This window comes from Nocardioides sp. Soil_C_8 (assembly GCF_057656315.1).
In genome coordinates this window covers 103,794-122,986 of the sequence record NZ_JBDGKQ010000004.1, presented here as the reverse complement: position 1 = coordinate 122,986, position 19,193 = coordinate 103,794, and the positions used below count along the sequence as shown (strand labels likewise).

Below are 19,193 nucleotides of genomic sequence, written 5' to 3'. Positions count from 1 at the left end.
CATGGCAACCACCAACGACCTCAAGAACGGCATGGTCCTCAAGATCGAGGGTCAGCTCTGGTCCGTCGTCGAGTTCCAGCACGTGAAGCCCGGCAAGGGCCCGGCCTTCGTGCGCACCAAGCTCCGCAACGTCGAGTCGGGCAAGAACGTCGACAAGACCTTCAACGCCGGCACCAAGGTGGAGACGGCCAACGTCGACAAGCGCACCATGCAGTACCTCTACAACGACGGCTCGTCCTACGTCTTCATGGACACCAGCACCTACGAGCAGCTCGAGGTCACCCCCGAGGTCGTGGGCGACGCCAAGAACTTCATGCTCGAGAACCAGGAGGCCATCGTGGCCACCAACGAGGGCCGCGTGCTGTTCATCGAGCTGCCGGCCTCCGTCGAGCTGCTGATCGCCGAGACCGAGCCGGGCCTGCAGGGCGACCGCTCGACCGGCGGCACCAAGCCCGCCACGCTCGAGACCGGCCACACCATCGCGGTTCCGCTCTTCATCACGACCGGCGAGAAGGTCAAGGTCGACACCCGCGACTCGTCCTACCTCGGCCGCGTCAAGGCCTGACACCACGTGGCTGCCCGTTCGAAGGCGCGCAAGCGCGCGCTGGACATCCTGTTCGCCTCCGAGCTCCGCTCGGAGGACCCCGTGGTCGCGCTCGAGCGCGCCATCGAGGCCGGCGAGGGCCCGACCAACGACTACACCACGACGCTGGTGCGGGGCGTGGTCGAGCACCGTGAGCGCATCGACGAGGTGCTGACGACCTACAGCAAGGGCTGGACGCTCAGCCGCATGCCCGCGGTCGACCGCAACGTGCTCCGCATCGGCGTCTTCGAGCTGCTGTGGGGCGACGACGACGTGCCCGACACCGTGGCCGTCAGCGAGGCGCTCCACCTCGTGCAGGACCTGTCCACCGACGACTCGCCTGCCTTCGTCAACGGGCTGCTCGGCTCGGTCCAGCGCGACCGCTCGACCCTCGTCTGACATCTGCTCCGACACGCGTCGGGGTCCCGCGGGCGGGGGGTGGAGACACCCCCCACCCGCAGGGGTCAGTCGACTCGCGGCCGCGGGTCACGACGTCCTAGGTTGACCCCATGAACGCGTCCACCACCGCCGAGCAGGTCCACCACAGCGACTGGATGGACCACGCGGTCCGCGCCGGCCTCGTGGCGTACGGCGTCGTGCACCTGCTGGTCGGCTGGCTGGCCCTCCAGCTCGCCTTCGGTGAGAAGGAGGACAGCGCCTCCAACTCCGGCGCCCTCCACTACCTCGCGCAGCAGCCCATGGGCGGAGTGCTGGTGTGGCTGATCGCCGTGGGCATGTTCCTCCTCGTCGTGTGGCGACTGCTCGAGTTCGGCTTCGGCTACCGCGACGAGTCCGACGACTCCAAGCGGTGGCGCAAGCGCGCCACCTCGCTCGGCAAGGCCGTCATCTACGGCGCCATCGGGTGGAGCGCGGTGCAGGTCGCCACGCACTCCGGTGGCGGTGGCGGTGGCACCGACTCCACGACCGCCAAGCTGATGGACCTGCCCGGTGGGCAGCTCATCGTGGGTGCCGTCGGTCTGGCGATCATCGGTTACGGCGGATCGCTGGTCTACCGCGGCTGGACCGAGAAGTTCCGTGAGCACCTCGACGCCCAGGGCCAGTCCGGCCAGGACGGCTCGGTCTACGTCCTGATGGGCAAGATCGGCTACATCGCCAAGGGCGTCGCGATCGCCATCGTGGGCGGGCTGTTCTGCTACGCCGCGATCACCCACGACCCGGAGAAGTCGGGCGGGCTCGACCAGGCGCTGCAGACGGTGCTCGAGCAGCCGTTCGGCCAGGTCCTGCTGACGGCCATCGCGATCGGCATCGCCGCCTACGGCGTGTTCTGCTTCGCGCGGGCCAAGCACCTCTCGCGCTAACGACCGACTCCGCGGATGCCCGCGCTCGCGGGTGACCCGGCGGCGACGGCCAGCGCCGAGGCGACCATGTGGTCGCGCACCTGCTCCACGGTGACGCGGCTGATCCGCGGCACGCCGGGCTCCTCCTCGGAGACCAGCATCGCGACGCGGCCCAGCTGGAGGGTGCCGAGCCCGCTGGCGTAGAGCATGTTGGCGAGCAGCCCGGGGTCGTCTACGTGGAAGTCGCCGCTCTGGACGCCGGCAGTGATCGTGTGGGTCAGCACCGAGAGGCACCCGCCGATGGCCTGCCCCAGGCGGTACATCGCGCCCTCGCTGACCTCCTCCAGCAGGTCGCCGCCGGGGCGTCGCATGATCGCCTGCGCGCAGTCGACGAACGCAGGATGGGCCAGGCCGTAGTCGACGAACGCCTCCACCAGGCACACGAGCTGGTGGCGCGGCTCGTCGGTCGTCGCGGCGGCCTGCTCCAACGCCACCCGCAGCTCCTCGAGGTACTGCACCAGCGTGAGGCTGAAGAGCTCCTCCTTGCCGGTGAAGTGGCGGTAGATGATCGCGCGGTTGATGCCGACCGCCCGCGCGATGTCCTCGATCTGGGCGTCGCGGACACCGCGCTCGTCGAAGAGCCGGCGCGTGGCGGAGATGATCTCGGCCTCGCGCAGCCGGCGCCGGGAGGCCGCGGTGCCACCCCGAGCGGGGGCGTTCGCGGAGGTCGGCTCGGTGCTCATGAGCGTCAGTCTAGGTAGGTCGTCGTGCGGGGCCGGTTGTGGTTCGATGCCGGGGTGTTGGTCACCGTCGCCCGTCACCCCGCCCGGCGTGGCGTCATCGCAGCGTGCACGGTCCTGGTCGTCGCGGTGCTCGGTGTGCTCCTCGCCCCCGTCAGCGCCACGGCGACCGCGACCGGTGAGGGTCGCTTCGCCGGCACCGTGCGACTGCCCGGGTGCTCCGGGGCGGTCGTCCGGTGGCCCGCCGCGCTCGACACCGACCGCGCCGTCGTCCTCACCAACGGCCACTGCGTGCGGCAGCCGTTCCTCGGAGCCCGCGAGGTGCTGGTGGACGAGAAGCGCTTCACCCGGGTCGAGCTCCTCGACGGACTGGGGCGCGTCGCGCTCCCGGCGCGCGCCGTGCGGCTGCAGTACGCCTCGATGTACCGCACCGACGTCGCCCTGCTCACCCTCCGCGAGACGTACGCCGACCTGGCCGGCGCGGGCGTGACGCCGCTGTCCCTGGCTGCCGCGGGACCGTTGCGCGGTGACCGGGTCCGCATCCCGTCGGGCTACTGGACCGAGCAGCGTGCGTGCACGACCACGGGGACGGTGCACCGCCTCCACGAGCGCGCGTGGGACTGGTGGCGGTCGATCCGGCTCCCGGCCCGCGGCGGCTGCGCGATCCGGGGCGGCTACTCCGGCTCGCCGATCGTGTCTCGCGAGACCGGGCTGGTGGTCGGGGTCGCGAACACCGGCTACGTGGGCGGTCGCCGGTGCATCGACTCCGCCTGCGAGGAGAACCGCCGCGGTCGGGTCGTCATGCGCAAGGACATGAACTACGGGCAGCAGACGTCCTGGCTGCTCGGCTGCCTCGACGCCGGGCGCACCTTCGACCTCGCGGTGCCCGGCTGTCGGCTGGCGAAGCCCCGCGGCTGACGGGCAGGACCGCTCAGGCGGTGACGTGGGAGCGCACGGTCTCGATCGTGTCGGCCTCGTCGGGCCCCTTGTCGTCGCGGTAGCGGAGCACCCGCGCGAAGCGGAGCGCGACGCCGCCGGGGTAGCGGGTCGAGCGCTGGAGGCCGTCGAACGCGATCTCCACGACCTGGAGCGGCCGCAGCTCCACGACGTAGCTGTCACGCACCGTGGCGGGGGAGACCGCGAGCTCGGTGAACCGCTCGGTCTGCCAGGCGAGCATCTCGTCGGTCATCCCCTTGAACGTCTTGCCGAGCATCACGAAGCCGGTCTCGGACGTCTCGTCGCGCGCGCCGAGGTGGATGTTGGAGAGCCAGCCCTCACGTCGTCCCGACCCCCACTCGACGGCCAGGACGACCAGGTCGAGGGTGTGCCGCGGCTTGACCTTGACCCACGCCGACCCACGTCGGCCGGCGGCGTAGGGCGCCGACAGGTCCTTGAGCACCACGCCCTCGTGGCCCGCGGCGACGGTCTCGGCAGCGAACGTGTCGGCAGCCTCGGGGTCGGCGGTGACGAGGCGGCGCACGCGGTGCTGCTCCGGGACGAGCGCGTCGAGGGCGGCGAGGCGCTCGTGGCCGGGGGAGTCGAGCAGGTCGCGGCCGTCGACGTGCAGCAGGTCGAAGAAGTGGGGCGTGACGGCGACACCGGAGTCCTGGGCAGTGCGGCTCGCGGTGTCCTGGAAGGCCATCGGGCGGCCGTCGTCGGACAGCGCGAGCGCCTCGCCGTCGAGGACGAAGCGCTCGGCGGGGAGCGAGCGAGCGACCTCGACGACCTCGGGCAGCCGCCCCGTGATGTCGTCGAGGCTGCGGGTCACGACGAGCACCTCGTCACCGTCGCGGTGGACCTGGATGCGGATGCCGTCGAGCTTGGCGTCGATGGCGACCTCGGTCTCGCCGCCGGGGGAGAGGCCCGCCATCGCGGCGGTGACGTCGGGCGCGCTGGAGGCGAGCATCGGCATGACCGGCCGGCCGACCTCCAACCCGATCGCAGCGAGCGCCTCCTCGTCCGCGAACGCGGCCCCGGCGGCCGCGACGGTCGAGCCGGCGAGCATCGCGGCCCGGCGCACCGCGGCGAGCGGGACTCCTGCCACCTGGGCCACCGCCTCCTGGGTGACCGCGTCGAGCGCTCCCTGGCGGACGTTGCCGGTGACGATCGCACGCAGCCACTTCTGCTCCTCCGCGGTGGCGCGGCCGAAGAGGTCGCCGACCGCCTCCTTCCGGGCGAGCTGCGAGCCGGCCCCGGACAGCTGCGACATCGCCTCGAAGGCCGCATCGACCTCGACGACGGTCAGCGAGGGGGAGTCGGCGGGGGAGGGGAGGTCGCTGACACCGCGCCAGCCCAGGCCCGTGCGCCGCTGGCGCAGCGCGCCGCCGAGGTAGGACACGACGACCTCGAGCTCGTCCGGCTCGACACGACCGAGCAGCCCCGCGAGCGCCGCGACCTTGGCCTTGCGCGAGCGGGTGGCGGCCACGGCGGCAGAGGTGGCGACGAGCTCGGCGAGCAGCATGGACCCATCCTGCCGCCCGCCACCGACAGCGGTGCCACCCGATAGGGCCGAACGGGCAGGATGGTGCCCATGAGCACGACCCCTCCGGCCCGGCCCGCCTCGCTCTACGTGCCGCGCTCCAACGTGATGGACCCGGACGACGTCCGCCCCTTCGTCGAGGCCGTCGCCACCGCGCAGCTCGTCACGGTGGGTGAGGACGGCGCGCCGGACGCGACGTTCCTGCCGGTGCTGTGGGAGGGCGACCGGTTGGTGGGCCACGTCGCCCGCGCGAACGGCCACTGGCGCCGGATCGTCGACGGCTCACCGGCGCTGGCGATCGTCACCGGCCCGGACACCTACGTCTCGCCGTCCTGGTACGCCACGAAGGCCGAGCACGGCAAGGTCGTCCCCACCTGGAACTACTCGGTCGTCCACCTCCGGGGTCGCATCGTGGTGCACGACGACCCCGCGTGGGTGCGTGGACTCGTCACCCGGCTGACCGACCGCCACGAGCAGCCGCGCGCGGAGCCGTGGGCGGTCAGCGACGCCCCGGCCGACTACGTCGACAAGAACCTCCGCCCCATCGTCGGCGTCGAGCTCGTCGTGTCGTCGGTGGAGGCCAAGGCCAAGCTGAGCCAGAACCGCTCCGACGAGGACCGAGCCGGCGTCGCCACCGGCCTGGCGGCGGACGGACGCGAGCCGGACGGGCTCGTCGCCCCGTGACCCGCGTCCGCGAGCGCTTCTCCGGTCGCATCGCCGGCGTCGGCAGCGCCAGCGGCGTACGCCTCGTCGTGGGCCGCTGGGACGACTCGCCATGGGGCGCGTTCGCCGACGTGATGGTCGAGGACGCGGCGGGCCACCGGGTGCTCCTGGCGCCGTCTGAGCGGGTGCGCGACTTCGTCGCCGCGACGTACTCGTTCGACGAGCACGTCATCGAGCCCGTCGCCGTCGAGGACACCGCCGACGGCTGGCTGGTGTCCACGCCGTCCCTGTCCCTGCGTCTCGTCACTGGCCGTCGTACGCCGCTCGGCGCCCTGCTCTCCGTGGTTCCGGGCCGCCTCGCGACGTCGCCGGCGTGGTGCTCCGTCGTCGACCCCGTCGCCCGGGTCGTGCTGCGGGGCGTGCGCACCCGCGGGACGGCCGGCAACGACCGGCGGGAGTGGTACGGCGCGACTTCCGTCGTCGCGGTCACCGCGATCTCCGGCCGCTGGCGGGACGTCGAGCTGGGCGCGATCGCCCCAGTGGACCCGCCGTGCCGGTTCGGGTTCTCCAGCACGCCGGAGCGCCCGTCCGTGACGAGCGTCGTGACGACGATCGAGCGCGCCGGCACGTAGCCCCTCGGTGCCCGGGAAGCGGATCATGAGGGCGCAACGGGGGTACTGGCGGAGGGACGTCGAGGACTGCCTCGACGCAGGAAGTCACGAGGCCCGGCATGTCGTCGATCACCCCCCTGTTCTCCGACGAGTTCGACGACGACCACTGCGTGGTGCACCAGTTCATCCGGCGCCACGGGCGCGCTCCGACGCCCGAGGAGATGACCGGCCTGCGGAGCAGCACCGCCGGCACCGACGTGCTCGCGGTCGCTGGCGGCAACCGCCTGCGAGCGGCCCTGACGAGGGTCGTCCGCCGCGAGGTCGTGCAGCCGGCGCACCGGCTCTGACGGGCCGCTGGGCGGCCCACGTCCTCGGGCCGCACACCGCCGTGCCACGCGACTGACACGGCATACCCACATCCGGGACCGCGCCGATTTGACAGACCTACGTTGCGCATGTACGGCATCGGGAGGCGATGCCCGTCAGCCAGGGGAGCGTCATGCGCACAATGGACAAGCGGGTCGTGGGGACCCTGCTCGCCGCCACGGTCGGACTCACGTCCGCGACGGTGGTCGCCGGACCGGCCGAAGCCGCGCCGCCGGCCCGGATCAAGGGAATCGTCAGCGCCGCAGGAGGCGGCGTCCTCGCCGGGATCCGCGTCGCCGCGCTCGCGGAGAAGAGCATCGGCGGGATCGACCAGTGGGTGGAGGTCGACAGCGCCGTCACCGGAGTCGACGGGCGCTACAGCGTCGGCAAGCTGGAGGAGGGCACCTACCGGGTGCGGTTCGACGACCCGGCGGGTGGCTACTCCACCGAGTTCTACAACGACGTCTTCCGGGCCGAGGACGCCGAGGACATCGTCCTCGTCAAGTACGGCGGCATGCGTGAGCTGGCGCCCACCGTGCTCGGCGGCGCGGCCCACCTGACCGGTGTGGTCACCGGCAGCACGGGCGCCGGGATCGAGGGTGCGGAGGTCACCGCGTACGTCGAGCAGGACGGCGCCTGGGTCCCGTTCACCACCGTCCTGACCGCTGCCGGGGGTCGCTACGACCTCGGCGGCCTGCCCGGTGGCGCGTACAAGCTCGGCTTCGACGACCCCGCCACCGGGGTCGCGGAGTACTGGAACGACGAGGCCGCCCTCGCCGACGCCGACACGCTGACCGTCCAGAACGCCGGGTCGACCAGCGGTCTGAACGCCACGCTCGCCACGCCGCTGCCCGAGCCGACGCCGACCCCGACGCCGACGACGACCGTCACCACGACGTCCACGGTGGACCCGGTGCAGCAGGCGGTGCCGGCACCGGCCACCACCGCGACGGCGCAGGTGGTCGTGGTCCAGCGGCCCCGGATCAAGGGCGTCGCCCAGCTCTCGAAGGTCCTCCGCGTGACCCGCGGCACCTGGAACCCGACCACCGTCTCGCGCAAGATCCAGTGGCTCGCCAACGGCAAGCGCGTCAAGGGCGCCACCAAGGCCCGCCTCACGGTGACGAAGAAGCTCGTCGGCAAGCGGCTCTCGGTGCGGGTCGTCGCCACCGCGCCGCAGCGCACCCCGCTCGTGGTGACGACGCGCGCGACGAAGAACGTCCGCCGCTGACCCACCCGCGCGGCAGTAGCGGTCAGAGCAACCCGAGGCCGTGCGCGTGCATGCGCACGGCCTCGGAGTCCGCGGCCAGCACGAACGGCACGTCCGGACCCCAGGCGTCGGAGACCTTCTCCACGCGCCCGTCGCCCGGGTCGAGCCGGACCTCGCGGATGTAGACCGCCAGGACCCGCCCGGGGTGCTCCCGCACGATGTCGGCGTAGATCTGGGGATCGTGCTCGCCGGAGTCGCCGAGCAGGACGAACGGCAGGTCCGGGTGGAGGTCGAGCACCTCGCGGATGCGGTCGTGCTTCTGCTCGCGCCCCTGCCAGTTGCCGATCAGGTCGCGCAGCAGGACCGGTCCGAGCGGGAAGCCGCGGTGACGCAGGAACCCGACGAGGAACGAGTGCAGGTTCCACGGGCTCGAGGAGACGTAGAAGACCGGGTTCACCCCGGCGGCGAGGTCGCGGTAGAGCTCCGCGGCCCCGGGGAACGGCGTACGGGTCAGCCAGGACCCGGTGAGCGTGTGGAGGACCATCCGCCCCACCCGCTGGACGCCGGTCTGCAGGATCGTGTCGTCGACGTCGGAGATGATGCCGAACCGGGCGTCGCCCGAGGTCACCCGGACGTCGACGGCCGCTGAGTGCCCCGCGGTGCCGCGGTAGTCGCCGCGGAGCACCACGGTGCCTCGGGTCCACGGGCTCTCGAGCGTCCCCGGCGCGGCGGGCATCCGCACCAGGAAGTAGCCCTCGCGGTCGGAGACGGTCTCCGCGGTGGTCCCGCCGACGGTGACCTCGAGGGGCACGCCGGGCAGCTCGTCGGTGAGGAAGTTGCGGAGCGTCCGACGGACCGCGGCTCCAACGCCCTCGCCCTCGACCGTCTCCGCCTCCATCGGGTTGTCGAGCACCCGTCCGCGGACGACGACGCCCGCCGGCCCGCCGTGGCCGATGTAGGGCTCGATCCTGAAGTGCTCCGGCGTCCGGGACCGCGCGCGCCGCAGTCGGGCGCCGTCCCAGGCGCGCTCAGCCGCGACGACCAACCACTGGAGGTTCACGGGGGCCACCGTATGCACCGGGTCCGTGAGTTGCCTCACGCGGGCCCGGCTGCAGGCGGGAAGCCGGACCCCCGACGATTCGACATGACTGGTGGATCGTGTTCTCGTGGAAGGGCCGCAGGCAGTGGTCCCCGTCGTGAGCGGGGCGCCTCCCATCGCGAGGTGATGCCCGCCGCGGCCTCGATGCCCGACTCGACGGTGTCGCGTCCGAGCGCCCCAGGAGGCGCACAACCCCCCGTGAGGTCCAAGCACGTGCGTGCCACCACCACACCCGCCCTGTCCACCCGCCTGCGAGGCGCCGCCGCCGGTGCCGCCGCAGCCACCCTCGCCCTGACCCTGGTGCCCGGCAGCTCCGCCGCTGCGCAGGAGTCGAGCCGTGACGCCGTGGCCGTCAGCCTGAAGGTGGCCGACCAGCCGCGCGTCGAGGTCGCGACCGTGCCCCGTGCGTGGCCCGGCGAGCTGCTCGAGGCCCAGGGCGTCCCGGTCGACGGCAACGACCTCGTCGACGTCGTCCGCGACGGCCGCGAGGTCAGCGGTCCCCGCAAGCGCCTGCGCCAGGGCGACGTCGTACGCCTGACCGACGTGGTCAAGGAGCGCAAGAGCAAGCGCGAGCGCGTGCGTCCGCGCACCGTCGAGGTCGCGACCACCAAGCTGGAGCCCGGCCGCCGCAAGGTCGTGCGCGAGGGCCGCCCGGGTGTCCGCAAGGTCGTCGCGGTGAAGACGCTCCACAACGGCGAGCCCGTGAAGTACCGCGTGGTCAAGCGCAAGCTCGTCAAGGACCCTCGCCCGCGCCGCGTGCTCGTGGGTCGCAAGGCGTACGCCGTCACCGGTGCCGACGGCCTCAACTGGGGCGCGCTCGCCAACTGCGAGTCCGGCGGCAACCCGCGTGCGGTCAACCCGGCCGGCTACTACGGGCTCTACCAGTTCGACCTCGGGACTTGGCGCAGCGTGGGCGGCTCCGGCCTCCCGACGAACGCCTCGGCCGGTGAGCAGACCTACCGCGCGAAGCTGCTCTACAAGCAGCGCGGCCGCTCGCCGTGGCCGAACTGCGGGCGCCTGCTCTGAGCCACTGAGGCGCCTCCCGGGCCAGGACCGCCTCAGAGGCTCCGGGTGCGCACCATCCGCAGCACCTCCTCGGAGCGCTCGGTGAGCGCGCTGACCACGACCGGCGCCGCCTGGGCGGCCGCGACCTCGCGGGCGCGCGCCACCCAGGCCTCGTCGACGGCGTACACCGGGAAGAGCGTCGCGGTCAGCGCCAGGCCGGGGATCATCCCGCCCTCGTGCAGCGTCGGGAGCGCCTCGAGGTAGCGGTCGAGGAACGGCGCCAGGACCTCGGCCTGGCCCGGCCGCCAGAGTGCAGTCGCGACGACGCGCGCGGACTGCACCGGCACCGTGCGGTCCACCACCTTCGTCCACGCCTCCTCCTTGGCCTCGGCGACGGGTGAGCTCGCGCGCACCCGTAGCGCACGCACCCACGCGTCGGGATCGGGGTCGCGGTCCTCCAGCGCCTGCATCGCGTCGGCGTCCAGGGTGCCGAGCTGGGCGCGACGTTCCAGGACGTACCACTGGAGGTCCACGTCGTCCCCGACCTCGTCGAGCAGCTCGTCGAGGTCAGCCTCGCTCGCTGCCGTGCGCACCAGCGCGCGCAGGGCCGTCTGGCGTGACACCCCCGCATCGACCAGGTGACGCGCAGCCGCGGCGACCCGGGCCTCGAGCCGGACCCGCTCCGCCTCGGGCGCCCACTGCTGGGCGGCGCTGAGCGCGAGGTCCACGCAGGGGTCGACGACGGTCTCGACGGTCTCGACCGACAGCACGTCGGTGATCGCCCCGACGGCCTCGCCGGCGGTCGCGTCGCCGTTGGTGAGCATGTCCCACACGGTCGCGATGGCCACCGCGCGCGTCAGCGTCGTGGGCAGTCCGGACGGATGCCCCACCAGCACCTCGCGACCGGCCGCGTCCGGGCGCGTGGTGGCGAAGGTGGTGTCGTCGTGGTTCACCAGGTAGAGGTCTGCCTCGGGCAGGCCGTCCACCGACGTGCGCTCGCCGTCGACCTCGACCAGGACGGAGCCGACCTGCTCGAGGGCGTCGCCCGCGCGGCGGTAGGCGCCCACCCCCACCACCTGCGGGTGCGGGGCGCCCTGCGCCCCGAGCGCGGTCAGCACCAGGCCGTCGGCCGTCTGCTCGACGCCGAGCCGGTCCACGCCGGCCGTCTCGAGCCACGCCGTGCGCCACGGCTGCAGGTCGCGCCCGCTCGCCCGCTCCAGCGAGCCGACGAGGTCGTCGAGGGTGGTGTTGCCCCAGGCATGCCGGGCGAAGTAGTCGCCCATGCCCCTGCTGAACGTCTCCTCGCCCACGAAGTACATGAGCTGCTTGAGCACCGCGGCGCCCTTGGGGTAGGTGATCGAGTCGAAGATCGACTCGGCGTCGGCGACCGACGGCACGGGTTGGCGGATCGGGTGCGAGCTCGGCCCCTGGTCGGCGAGGTAGGCAGCCAGCTTCTCGTGCACGAGGTTGTTCGCGGCGGTGTCGCCGTACGCCGTCGCGCGCTCGGCTGCCCACATGCACGCGAACTCGGCGAAGGCCTCGTTGAGCCACAGGTCGTCCCACCAGCGCATCGTGACGATGTTGCCGAACCACATGTGCGCCATCTCGTGCAGCAGCACGTTGGCGAACCACTGCCACTCGCCAGTGGTCGGCTCGTGGCGCTTGAGGATGTCGTCGGTCCACGTGACGCAGCCGTAGTTCTCCATCGCCCCTCCGAACTCGGGCAGGAAGACCTGGTCGTAGCTGCGCTGCGGGAACGGCATGCTGAAGCGGTCGCCGAAGAACGCGAGGCCCTGCTCGGTGAGGGTGAACAGCTGCTCGGAGTCGCGCTCGAGGACCGACGCGAGGGTCTGGCGGGCGTAGAGCCGCAGGTCGTGGTCGCCGACCTCCTTGCGCAGCTCGACGAACGGACCGGCCACGACGACCGGGTTGTACGTCGACAGCCGGGGCGTGGGCGAGAACGTCCACCGGCGGCCGCCCTCGACGGCCTCGACGACCGGGTCGCCCGAGTTGCTGACCACGGTCCACGACTCCGGCGCGGTGACGGTGAACGTGTGCGGTGCCTTGAGGTCGGGCTGGTCGAAGCACGCCCACGCGTAGCGCGCCTCGTCGGGCTCGAAGCTGGTCCAGAGGTAGACGTTCTTGTCGGCGGGGTCGACGGCACGGTGCACGCCGCGGCCGTCCCTGGTCTCGCTCTGCACCGTGGCGACCACGAGCTCGTTGTCCTGCTGGAGGCCGGCCAGGGCGATGCGCCCCTCCTCGGCTGCCGGCAACGGCTCGCCGTTGAGGGTCGCCGACTCGACCTCGGCGCAGCAGTCGACGAACGTCGACGCCCCATCGGTGGCGGTGAACCGCACCGTGCTGACGGCCCGGAAGGCGGGACCCTCCGGCAGGTCGGTGAGGTCGATGGCGATGTCGTAGGAGGTGACCGACAGCAGGGCCGCGCGCTCGATCGCCTCCTCCTGTCGAAGGCTGCGGACGGACACGGTGTGGTCCTCACTGTCGGCGGACGACGCCCCGATCGAGCGCCGCTCGCAGCCTAGGGCGGCGGCGTCCGCGGGAGCGAACGAAATGGCACCGGGCGAGCTGCGAGGCTCCGGCGAGCCTCATCGAGGTGCATCGACGGTCGACCGGCTTCGCACGCCCTCCCACGCGCCTCCCAGCGCGGTCACGGCGACGAGTGCGATCCCGAACCCGGTCCAGTCGCCCACCGGGAGGTAGCGGCCGAAGGCGTAGAGGGCGGTGTTGACGACGCAGTAGACGGCGCCGTACTGGACGATCCGTCGCACCGGCGTCAGCCCCACGTGGTGGTCGGCTGCTGATCTGTTCGCACGGCGGTAGACCTGCCACGGGGCGCTCATCACGATCGCGTCGAGGAGGTAGCGGGTGTTGTCGGTGTCGTCGTCGACGGGACGGTGTCCGACCAGCTCGGCCCGGTGCCGCTCGATCTCGCGCTGGACGAGCCCGAGCGACACAGCGAGGACGAACGCGATGAGCGCGGTGACGACGTACGCACCCAGCGGGCCGGTGAGGTCGTAGGTCCGCAGGTAGATCCAGTAGCCGGGGATGTCGTCGGCCACCTGGTAGACGGGGAAGACAGTGGCGCACCAGACCCGTGCGAAGGCGAACCTGCGTCGGTCCGACGCGGTCGGGCCGGGTCCCGCGAGCGCGCGGGTGATCTCGGCGTTCCGCGCGGACATCTCGCGGAAGACATCGACGGCGTCGGGCACGTAGCGCCACACGCTGAGCGCGGCGCCACGTGCGGCTCGTAGAGCGGTGCGGCGTGCACGCATGCGGGCTCGGATCTCTCGGACGGACTGGTCCGAGTGCAGCCGAGGCGGCCGGAGGCGTCAAGGGAGACAGGTGCTTCGACGGGTCGTGGCCGCCACTCCATGACGCCCCGGGCTGATGCCTACTGCCCGACGCCTACTGCCCGATGCGGGTGCGCACCTCGTAGAGCTCGGGGAAGAACGTCAGGTCGAGCGCCCGGCGCAGGAAGTCGACGCCCGAGGACCCGCCGGTGCCGACCTTGTGCCCGATGGTGCGCTGCACGACCTGGAGGTGGCGGAAGCGCCACTGCTGGAAGGCGTCCTCGACGTCGACGAGCTCCTCGCACGTCTCGTAGACGCCCCAGTGCTCGGCGGGCGCGGCGTAGACGGACGCGAAGAGGTCGACGAGCTCGGCGTCGGTGGTGTGCGGCAGCGTCTGGTCGCGGTCGAGCAGCCGCTGCGGGACGGCGTACCCCTGGCGCGAGAGGTGGGCGAGGAACTCGTCGTAGAGGGACGGCTCGTGGAGCAGCTCGTCGAGCGCGGCGCGCGCCGACTCGTCGTGGGAGAAGACCTTGACCATGTCGGCGTTCTTGTTGCCGAGCAGGAACTCGACCTCGCGGTACTGCGCGGACTGGAAGCCCGAGCTGGTGGCGAGGAACGGCCGGATCTCGGCGTACTCCGACGGCGTCAGCGTCGCGAGCACGGACCACTGGTCGGTCAGTGTGTGCTGGATGTGCTTGACGCGCGCGAGCCGCTTCAGCGCGGGGGAGAGGTCGTCGGTGCGCAGCAGCGCGCGGGCCGAGCGCAGCTCGTGGACCATCAGCTTGAGCCAGAGCTCGCTGGTCTGGTGCTGGATGATGAAGAGCAGCTCGTCGTGCTGCTGCGGGTCCGACAGCGGCTGCTGGGCCGACAGGAGCACGTCGAGGCGCAGGTAGTCGCCGTAGGACATCGAGCGTGAGAAGTCACGCTGGATGCCCTCCTCGAGGTTGCGCTGGTTCGGTGTGCCACCCGGTCCCTGTGCCATGGACTGCAAGGTAGTCGGTGGTCTCGTCTACCGTCGCACCCATGGCCCCCACGACCCGTCCGGATGCGGGCGCGCGCACCCGCACCTGGGTGCCCGGCTGGCCGTGCGCGCCGGCGCAGGTGCTGCGCCCGCAGCGCCGCGGGGCGGGTGACCCGACGCAGCGCCACGAGGAGTCCGGCAGGATCTGGCGCGCCATGCGCACGCCGGAGGGGCCGGCGTCGCTGTGCGTGCAGCCGAGGCCGTCGGCGGGCGAGGTCCTCGGCCGCGCCTGGGGGCCCGGAGCGGAGTGGGCGCTCGACCGGATGCCCGCGCTGCTGGGCGCCGACGACGACCCCTCGGGCTTCGAGCCGCACCACCACCCGGAGGTCGCGGCCGGCTGGCGCACCCACCAGCACTGGCGGATCGGCCGCACCGGGCTGGTGATGGAGTCCCTGGTGCCCTCGATCCTCGAGCAGAAGGTCACCGGCAAGCAGGCCTTCGGCTCGTTCCGCGAGCTCGTACGACGCCACGGCGAGCCCGCGCCCGGCCCCGTCGCTCCGCTGCGGTTGATGCTGCAGCCGACGCCCGAGACGATCGCCGCGATCCCGTCGTGGGAGTGGCTGCGCCTCGGCGTCCAGCCCGCCCAGTCCCGCACTGTGGTGACCGCCTGCCGGCTGGCGTCGTCGCTCGAGCGCGTGACCGAGGTGTCGGCCGAGGAGGCCGACCGGCGGCTCCGCTCGGTCCGGGGGGTCGGGGTGTGGACGAGCGCCGAGGTGCGGCAGCGTGCGCTGGGCGACCCCGACGCGGTCAGCTTCGGCGACTACCACCTCGCCAACTGGGTCGGCTGGGCGCTCGTGGGCCACGACATCACCGACGAGGAGATGGGCGAGCTCCTCGAGCCCTACCGCCCCCAGCGCGGGCGGGCTGCCGCGATGGCGATGGCTGGCGGGCAGTCACGTCCGCGGCGCGGACCGCGGATGAGCGTGCCCACGCACCTCCCGACCCGCTGACCGGCCCCGCCGAAGCGGTCCAGACCCCCAGAAATGGTGTCGCCGCCCGCAGCGGGCCGGGAGTAGCGTCGATGCGGATGTGAAGGCTCGAGGGAGGCCGACATGGGCGATCCGGTCCTGCTGCTGGCCACGACCGACGAGACGTCGCGGGACGTGCTGGGGTCGGAGCTGCGGCGCAGGTACGGAGGCGACTACGAGGTGGTCGTCTGCGCGGACTACGAGCACGCCCGCGCGGTGCTCGAGGGGCTGCGGCGATGGGGGCGGCAGGTGGCGCTCGTGATCGCCGGCTACGGTCCCGACGACCGGGGCGGGCTCGACTTCCTGCGCCGCGCCTATGGCATGCACCCGTCGGCCAAGCGGGCGGTCGCCGCCATCTGGGGCGACTTCGCCAGCACCCGCGACGTCTTCACCGCCATCAGCCACGGGCACGCCGAGCTCGTGCTGCTGCGCCCCGAGCGCCGGCGCGACGAGGAGTTCCACGGCGCGATCACCGACGCCCTCGACGACTGGCACCTCGCCCAGGGCATCGGCTTCGAGGCGGTGCGGATGATCGGCGAGCAGCGCGACGAGCGCACCCACGCGCTGCGCGACCAGTTCGGCCGCAACCACATCCCGGTCGGTTTCCACCAGGTCGGCACGGAGTCCGCCAACCGGCTGCTGGCAGGGCTCGGCCTCACCGATCCCGAGCTCCCGGTGCTCCAGCTCGCCTTCACCAACCCGCCCACGACGCTCGTCGCGCCGACCGACCTCGAGATCGCCGACGCCTTCGGGCTGATGGGCCCGCTGCCCGCCGACCACGTGTACGACGTCGTGGTGGTCGGCGCCGGGCCCAGCGGGCTGGCCGCCGCGGTGTACGCCTCCTCCGAGGGACTGTCGACGATGGTCGTCGAGCAGCAGGCGGTGGGCGGCCAGGCCGGCACGTCCTCGCTCATCCGCAACTACCCCGGCTTCTCCCGCGGGGTGAGCGGTGCCCACCTGGCCTACCGGTCGTTCCAGCAGGCCTGGGCCTTCGGCAGCGAGTACTCCTTCCTCCGCGAGGTCCAGGCGCTCGGCACCGACGGCGACCTGCGGACGGTGTCCATGTCCGACGGCAGCGTCATCCGCACCCGCAGCGTCGTCATCGCCACCGGCGTCGACTACCGCCGCCTCGGCGTGCCGGCGCTGGAGGAGCTCGTCGGACGCGGGGTCTTCTACGGGGCAGCGGTCGCCGAGGCGCCGTCGATGGCCGGCATGGAGGTCTACGTGATCGGTGGCGGCAACTCGGCCGGGCAGGCGGCGCTGCACCTGGCACGCTACGCCCGCCACGTGACCCTCCTCGTGCGCGGTGCGTCGCTCGCGGCGAGCATGTCGGAGTACCTCATCGCCCAGCTCGACGCCACCCGCAACGTCGGCATCCGCTACGGCACGGCCGTCCTGGACGGTCGGCAGGAGGACGGCTGCCTGGCCGCGCTCACGCTGGGCGAGCAGCACAGCGGCCCCGGCGGCGGCGAGGAGGTTCCCGCCGGCGGCCTGTTCGTGCTCATCGGCTCGGTGCCGCGAACGCAGTGGCTGCCTGCCGAGATCGAGCGCGACGCCTCCGGCTTCGTCGTCACCGGGGGTGAGGGACGCCTGCCGCTCGAGACGAGCCTGCCGGGGGTGTTCGCCGTCGGCGACGTGCGCGCCGGGTCGATCAAGCGGGTCGCGACGGCCGTCGGCGACGGCGCGACGGTGATCGCGACCCTTCACGGCTACCTCGCGGCGCACCCGCTGGCGACCCCGACCGCATGAGCCGGCGCCACGCCGCGACCGGTGCGCCGGTGACGCGCGGGATGCGGGTGCTGCTCGTCGTGGCGGCCGTGCTCGTCTTCCTCGCCGGCTTCCAGCTGACCGTCTTAACGACCCGGACGGCGGACTGGTTCTCGTGGACCATCGACGTGCCGATGACGGCGGTGTTCCTCGGCGCGGCCTACTGGTCCAGCGCCGTCCTCGAGGTCGCGGGAGCCCGCTCGCGCACGTGGGGCCGCGCGCGCCTCACCGTGTGGACGGTGCTGGTCTTCACCGTCCTCACGCTGGTCGTCACGCTCGTGCACCTCGACAAGTTCCACCTCGGCGCCGAGCACCCCGCCAGCGCCCGCGCGATCACGTGGGGCTGGCTGGCGATCTACGCCGGGGTGCCGCTCGCCATGGTCGCCGGCCTGGTGCTCCAGGCGCGCGCCGGCGGCTCCCGGGACGTGGACGTCGTACGCCTCCCGGCTGGGCTGCGGTGGCTGCTCGTCGGCCTCGCCGCGCTGCTCCTCGCCGCGGGCGCGGCCCTGCTGCTGGCGCCCGAGTGGGCCGCCGGCGGGTGGGCGTGGCCGCTCACGCCGCTGACGGCGCGCGCCATCGGTGCCTGGCTGGTCGGTCTTGGCTGGGCCTCGGCCCACGCCCGGCTGGTCGACGACCGCGAGTCGGTGCGGCCCGTCGGGCTCACCGGGGCGGCGTTCGTGGTGCTGGAGGCGGTGGCGCTGCTGCGCCACGGCGACGACCTCGACTGGTCGGGCTGGCCGGCGGTGGCCTACGTCGCCGGGCTGGCGTGGATCGCCGTCGTGTCCGCCTGGATCCTGTCGCTCAGAGCAGGGGGCGCAGGGGAGCCAGGAAGCTCTCGGTGAACTTCCGGTTGAGGTCGCGCGCCTCCCACTCCGACAGGGTCAGCTCGAGGCAGTTCGTCTCGTCGTTGACGAAGACCTCCTCCATCATCGCCGCGAATGCCGGGTCGATGACCTCGAGGTTGATCTCGTAGTTGCCCTGGAGGCTGAGGCGGTCGATGTTGGCGGTGCCGACGGTGGACCAGCTGCCGTCGATGGTGGCGGTCTTCGCGTGCACCATCGCGTCCTTGAACCGCAGGATCCGCGCGCCGGCGGTGAGCAGCTGGCCGTAGTAGCCGCGGGAGATCCAGTCCGCCACGATGTGGTTGGACTTCAGGGGCAGCAGGATGCGTACGTCGACCCCGCGCCGCGCCGCCTCGGCGAGGGCGTCGACGAAGTCCTGGTCGGGCAGGAAGTAGGCGGTGGTGAGCCAGATGTTGTGGCTCGCGCGAGCGATCGCCTCGAGGTACATGCTCCGGATCGGGAAGTTCCACTGCCGCGGGACGTTCTTGTGGACCCGGATCTGGGGGTCCCAGTCGGACGCCGTCTCGATCAGCAGCGGCCGGTCGTTGCGCCGCAGCCGGTGGTGGCGGTTGAGGTTCCAGAAGTCGGCGAAGGCCCGCTTCATGTCCCAGACACCCGGCCCCGTGATCCGGACGTGGGTGTCGCGCCACTCGGTCGCGTAGGCCGAGCCGATGTTGTAGCCGCCGAGGAACGCGACCTCCTCGTCCACCACCAGCATCTTGCGGTGGTTGCGGCCGTAGCGGCGCAGGTCCCAGATGCGGATCCCCGCCGTCCACACGGGGTAGCGCAGCACCTTGAGCGACGGCGGGAACCGCTTGAACGCGGGGGACACGACCATGTTCGCGAAGCCGTCGTAGATGCAGTGCACGTCGACCCCTCGGTCCGCGGCGGCGGCGAGGGCGGTCTTGAACTTCCACCCGATCTCGTCGCCCTTCCAGATGTAGGTCTCGAAGAGGATCTGCTTCTTGGCGCCGTCGATCGCCGCGAGCATGTCGTCGTACAGGTCGCGGCCGAAGGTGTACGTGGTGATCTCCCCGTCGCCGACGGGCACGGTGCCGGGGCCGGTCACGGGGAACGGCTTGGGCCGCTTGCCGCGGCGGCGGTAGGAGTCGACGAGCGAGAGCGCCACCGCGACGGTGAGCTGGAGACCGACGAGTCCCATCAGGATGCGCCGGACTGCGGTCAGCGTGCGGGCGACGGTCACGGGGTCAATCTAGCGACGGACCCCAGTCG

The 19,193-nt window shown here is 72.5% G+C and carries 19 protein-coding genes; 12 read left to right on the top strand and 7 right to left on the bottom strand.

Going from position 1 to position 19,193, the window contains the following annotated elements; genetic code table 11:
• Position 1: 1 nt before the first annotated feature.
• The 3 genes from efp (at position 2) to AC3A3L_RS17530 (ending at position 1,902) form a co-directional block, all read left to right on the top strand.
• Entirely contained in the window at positions 2–565 is a 564-nt protein-coding gene (gene efp / locus AC3A3L_RS17540; RefSeq protein ID WP_172259690.1) for an elongation factor P, read from the top strand.
• Between the two features lie 6 nt (positions 566–571).
• Positions 572–982, top strand: a complete 411-nt coding sequence (gene nusB, locus AC3A3L_RS17535; protein WP_487641328.1) for a transcription antitermination factor NusB — start codon at positions 572–574, stop codon at positions 980–982.
• A gap of 110 nt (positions 983–1,092) precedes the next feature.
• Positions 1,093–1,902 carry a DUF1206 domain-containing protein gene (locus AC3A3L_RS17530; protein ID WP_487641327.1) on the top strand — a complete coding sequence of 270 codons (810 nt, stop codon included), beginning with the start codon at positions 1,093–1,095 and terminating at the stop codon, positions 1,900–1,902.
• Here AC3A3L_RS17530 and AC3A3L_RS17525 read toward each other — a convergent pair.
• Positions 1,899–2,624, bottom strand: coding sequence for a TetR/AcrR family transcriptional regulator (locus AC3A3L_RS17525; protein WP_487641326.1), 726 nt, complete (start codon positions 2,622–2,624; stop codon positions 1,899–1,901). The two genes, AC3A3L_RS17530 and AC3A3L_RS17525, sit on opposite strands and share 4 nt — an antisense overlap.
• 54 nt (positions 2,625–2,678) lie before the next feature.
• On the opposite strand from AC3A3L_RS17525, the gene AC3A3L_RS17520 reads away from it, so the two are divergent.
• Positions 2,679–3,539, top strand: coding sequence for a S1 family peptidase (locus tag AC3A3L_RS17520; RefSeq protein WP_487641325.1), 861 nt, complete (start codon positions 2,679–2,681; stop codon positions 3,537–3,539).
• Between the two features lie 13 nt (positions 3,540–3,552).
• On the opposite strand, the gene AC3A3L_RS17515 is transcribed toward AC3A3L_RS17520, so the two are convergent.
• A complete protein-coding gene (locus tag AC3A3L_RS17515) occupies positions 3,553–5,082 on the bottom strand; it encodes an ATP-dependent DNA ligase (RefSeq protein ID WP_487641324.1) in 1,530 nt (509 codons plus the stop codon).
• A gap of 69 nt (positions 5,083–5,151) precedes the next feature.
• Between AC3A3L_RS17515 and AC3A3L_RS17510 the strand changes: the two genes are divergently transcribed.
• The 4 genes from AC3A3L_RS17510 (at position 5,152) to AC3A3L_RS17495 (ending at position 7,968) form a co-directional block, all read left to right on the top strand.
• A complete protein-coding gene (locus AC3A3L_RS17510) occupies positions 5,152–5,784 on the top strand; it encodes an FMN-binding negative transcriptional regulator (RefSeq protein ID WP_487641323.1) in 633 nt (210 codons plus the stop codon).
• A complete protein-coding gene (locus AC3A3L_RS17505; RefSeq protein WP_487641322.1) occupies positions 5,781–6,395 on the top strand; it encodes a hypothetical protein in 615 nt (204 codons plus the stop codon). The genes AC3A3L_RS17510 and AC3A3L_RS17505 overlap by 4 nt, the downstream gene beginning before the upstream one ends.
• Positions 6,396–6,493: 98 nt before the next feature.
• A complete protein-coding gene (locus AC3A3L_RS17500; RefSeq protein WP_487641321.1) occupies positions 6,494–6,721 on the top strand; it encodes a hypothetical protein in 228 nt (75 codons plus the stop codon).
• 152 nt (positions 6,722–6,873) lie between these two features.
• The gene (locus tag AC3A3L_RS17495; protein WP_487641320.1) at positions 6,874–7,968 is read left to right on the top strand and encodes a carboxypeptidase-like regulatory domain-containing protein; all 1,095 of its coding nucleotides are present in this window, start codon (positions 6,874–6,876) and stop codon (positions 7,966–7,968) included.
• A gap of 22 nt (positions 7,969–7,990) precedes the next feature.
• Here AC3A3L_RS17495 and AC3A3L_RS17490 read toward each other — a convergent pair whose 3' ends face one another.
• Complete coding sequence (locus AC3A3L_RS17490) at positions 7,991–9,007, bottom strand: App1 family protein phosphatidate phosphatase (protein WP_487641319.1); 1,017 nt, start codon at positions 9,005–9,007, stop codon at positions 7,991–7,993.
• A gap of 237 nt (positions 9,008–9,244) precedes the next feature.
• Here AC3A3L_RS17490 and AC3A3L_RS17485 point away from each other — a divergent pair, with 237 nt between their 5' ends.
• On the top strand, positions 9,245–10,072 hold the full coding sequence (locus tag AC3A3L_RS17485; protein ID WP_487641318.1) for a resuscitation-promoting factor: 828 nt from the start codon (positions 9,245–9,247) through the stop codon (positions 10,070–10,072).
• Positions 10,073–10,104: 32 nt separating this feature from the next.
• Here the strand turns inward: AC3A3L_RS17485 and pepN are convergent, their stop codons facing one another.
• From pepN to kynA, 3 genes are all read right to left on the bottom strand, one after another.
• Complete coding sequence (gene pepN / locus AC3A3L_RS17480; RefSeq protein WP_487641317.1) at positions 10,105–12,537, bottom strand: aminopeptidase N; 2,433 nt, start codon at positions 12,535–12,537, stop codon at positions 10,105–10,107.
• A gap of 120 nt (positions 12,538–12,657) precedes the next feature.
• Positions 12,658–13,344: a hypothetical protein gene (locus AC3A3L_RS17475; RefSeq protein ID WP_487641316.1), complete on the bottom strand. Its 687-nt coding sequence runs from the start codon at positions 13,342–13,344 to the stop codon at positions 12,658–12,660.
• 133 nt (positions 13,345–13,477) lie between these two features.
• A complete protein-coding gene (kynA, locus tag AC3A3L_RS17470; RefSeq protein ID WP_487641315.1) occupies positions 13,478–14,344 on the bottom strand; it encodes a tryptophan 2,3-dioxygenase in 867 nt (288 codons plus the stop codon).
• 41 nt (positions 14,345–14,385) lie between these two features.
• Here kynA and AC3A3L_RS17465 point away from each other — a divergent pair, with 41 nt between their 5' ends.
• The 3 genes from AC3A3L_RS17465 to AC3A3L_RS17455 all read left to right on the top strand — a co-directional run bounded on the left by AC3A3L_RS17465 (position 14,386) and on the right by AC3A3L_RS17455 (position 17,960).
• Positions 14,386–15,333, top strand: coding sequence for a DNA-3-methyladenine glycosylase family protein (locus AC3A3L_RS17465; RefSeq protein WP_487641314.1), 948 nt, complete (start codon positions 14,386–14,388; stop codon positions 15,331–15,333).
• A gap of 102 nt (positions 15,334–15,435) precedes the next feature.
• Complete coding sequence (locus tag AC3A3L_RS17460) at positions 15,436–17,100, top strand: NAD(P)/FAD-dependent oxidoreductase (protein WP_487641313.1); 1,665 nt, start codon at positions 15,436–15,438, stop codon at positions 17,098–17,100.
• A complete protein-coding gene (locus AC3A3L_RS17455) occupies positions 17,097–17,960 on the top strand; it encodes a hypothetical protein (protein WP_487641312.1) in 864 nt (287 codons plus the stop codon). Before AC3A3L_RS17460 ends, AC3A3L_RS17455 begins: the two co-directional genes overlap by 4 nt.
• On the opposite strand, the gene AC3A3L_RS17450 is transcribed toward AC3A3L_RS17455, so the two are convergent.
• The gene (locus AC3A3L_RS17450; protein ID WP_487641311.1) at positions 17,920–19,164 is read right to left on the bottom strand and encodes a phospholipase D-like domain-containing protein; all 1,245 of its coding nucleotides are present in this window, start codon (positions 19,162–19,164) and stop codon (positions 17,920–17,922) included. The genes AC3A3L_RS17455 and AC3A3L_RS17450 overlap by 41 nt on opposite strands.
• Between the last annotated feature and the right edge of the window lie 29 nt (positions 19,165–19,193).

Excerpts from the sequence above, each read along its gene's own strand:
- efp (WP_172259690.1), top strand. The coding sequence starts at position 2 with ATGGCAACCACCAACGACCTCAAGAACGGCATGGTCCTCAAGATCGAG.
- AC3A3L_RS17530 (WP_487641327.1), top strand. The coding sequence starts at position 1,093 with ATGAACGCGTCCACCACCGCCGAGCAGGTCCACCACAGCGACTGGATG.
- AC3A3L_RS17525 (WP_487641326.1), bottom strand. The coding sequence starts at position 2,624 with ATGAGCACCGAGCCGACCTCCGCGAACGCCCCCGCTCGGGGTGGCACC.
- AC3A3L_RS17515 (WP_487641324.1), bottom strand. The coding sequence starts at position 5,082 with ATGCTGCTCGCCGAGCTCGTCGCCACCTCTGCCGCCGTGGCCGCCACC.
- AC3A3L_RS17510 (WP_487641323.1), top strand. The coding sequence starts at position 5,152 with ATGAGCACGACCCCTCCGGCCCGGCCCGCCTCGCTCTACGTGCCGCGC.
- AC3A3L_RS17500 (WP_487641321.1), top strand. The coding sequence starts at position 6,494 with ATGTCGTCGATCACCCCCCTGTTCTCCGACGAGTTCGACGACGACCAC.
- AC3A3L_RS17495 (WP_487641320.1), top strand. The coding sequence starts at position 6,874 with ATGCGCACAATGGACAAGCGGGTCGTGGGGACCCTGCTCGCCGCCACG.
- AC3A3L_RS17475 (WP_487641316.1), bottom strand. The coding sequence starts at position 13,344 with ATGCGTGCACGCCGCACCGCTCTACGAGCCGCACGTGGCGCCGCGCTC.
- kynA (WP_487641315.1), bottom strand. The coding sequence starts at position 14,344 with ATGGCACAGGGACCGGGTGGCACACCGAACCAGCGCAACCTCGAGGAG.
- AC3A3L_RS17465 (WP_487641314.1), top strand. The coding sequence starts at position 14,386 with ATGGCCCCCACGACCCGTCCGGATGCGGGCGCGCGCACCCGCACCTGG.
- AC3A3L_RS17460 (WP_487641313.1), top strand. The coding sequence starts at position 15,436 with ATGGGCGATCCGGTCCTGCTGCTGGCCACGACCGACGAGACGTCGCGG.
- AC3A3L_RS17455 (WP_487641312.1), top strand. The coding sequence starts at position 17,097 with ATGAGCCGGCGCCACGCCGCGACCGGTGCGCCGGTGACGCGCGGGATG.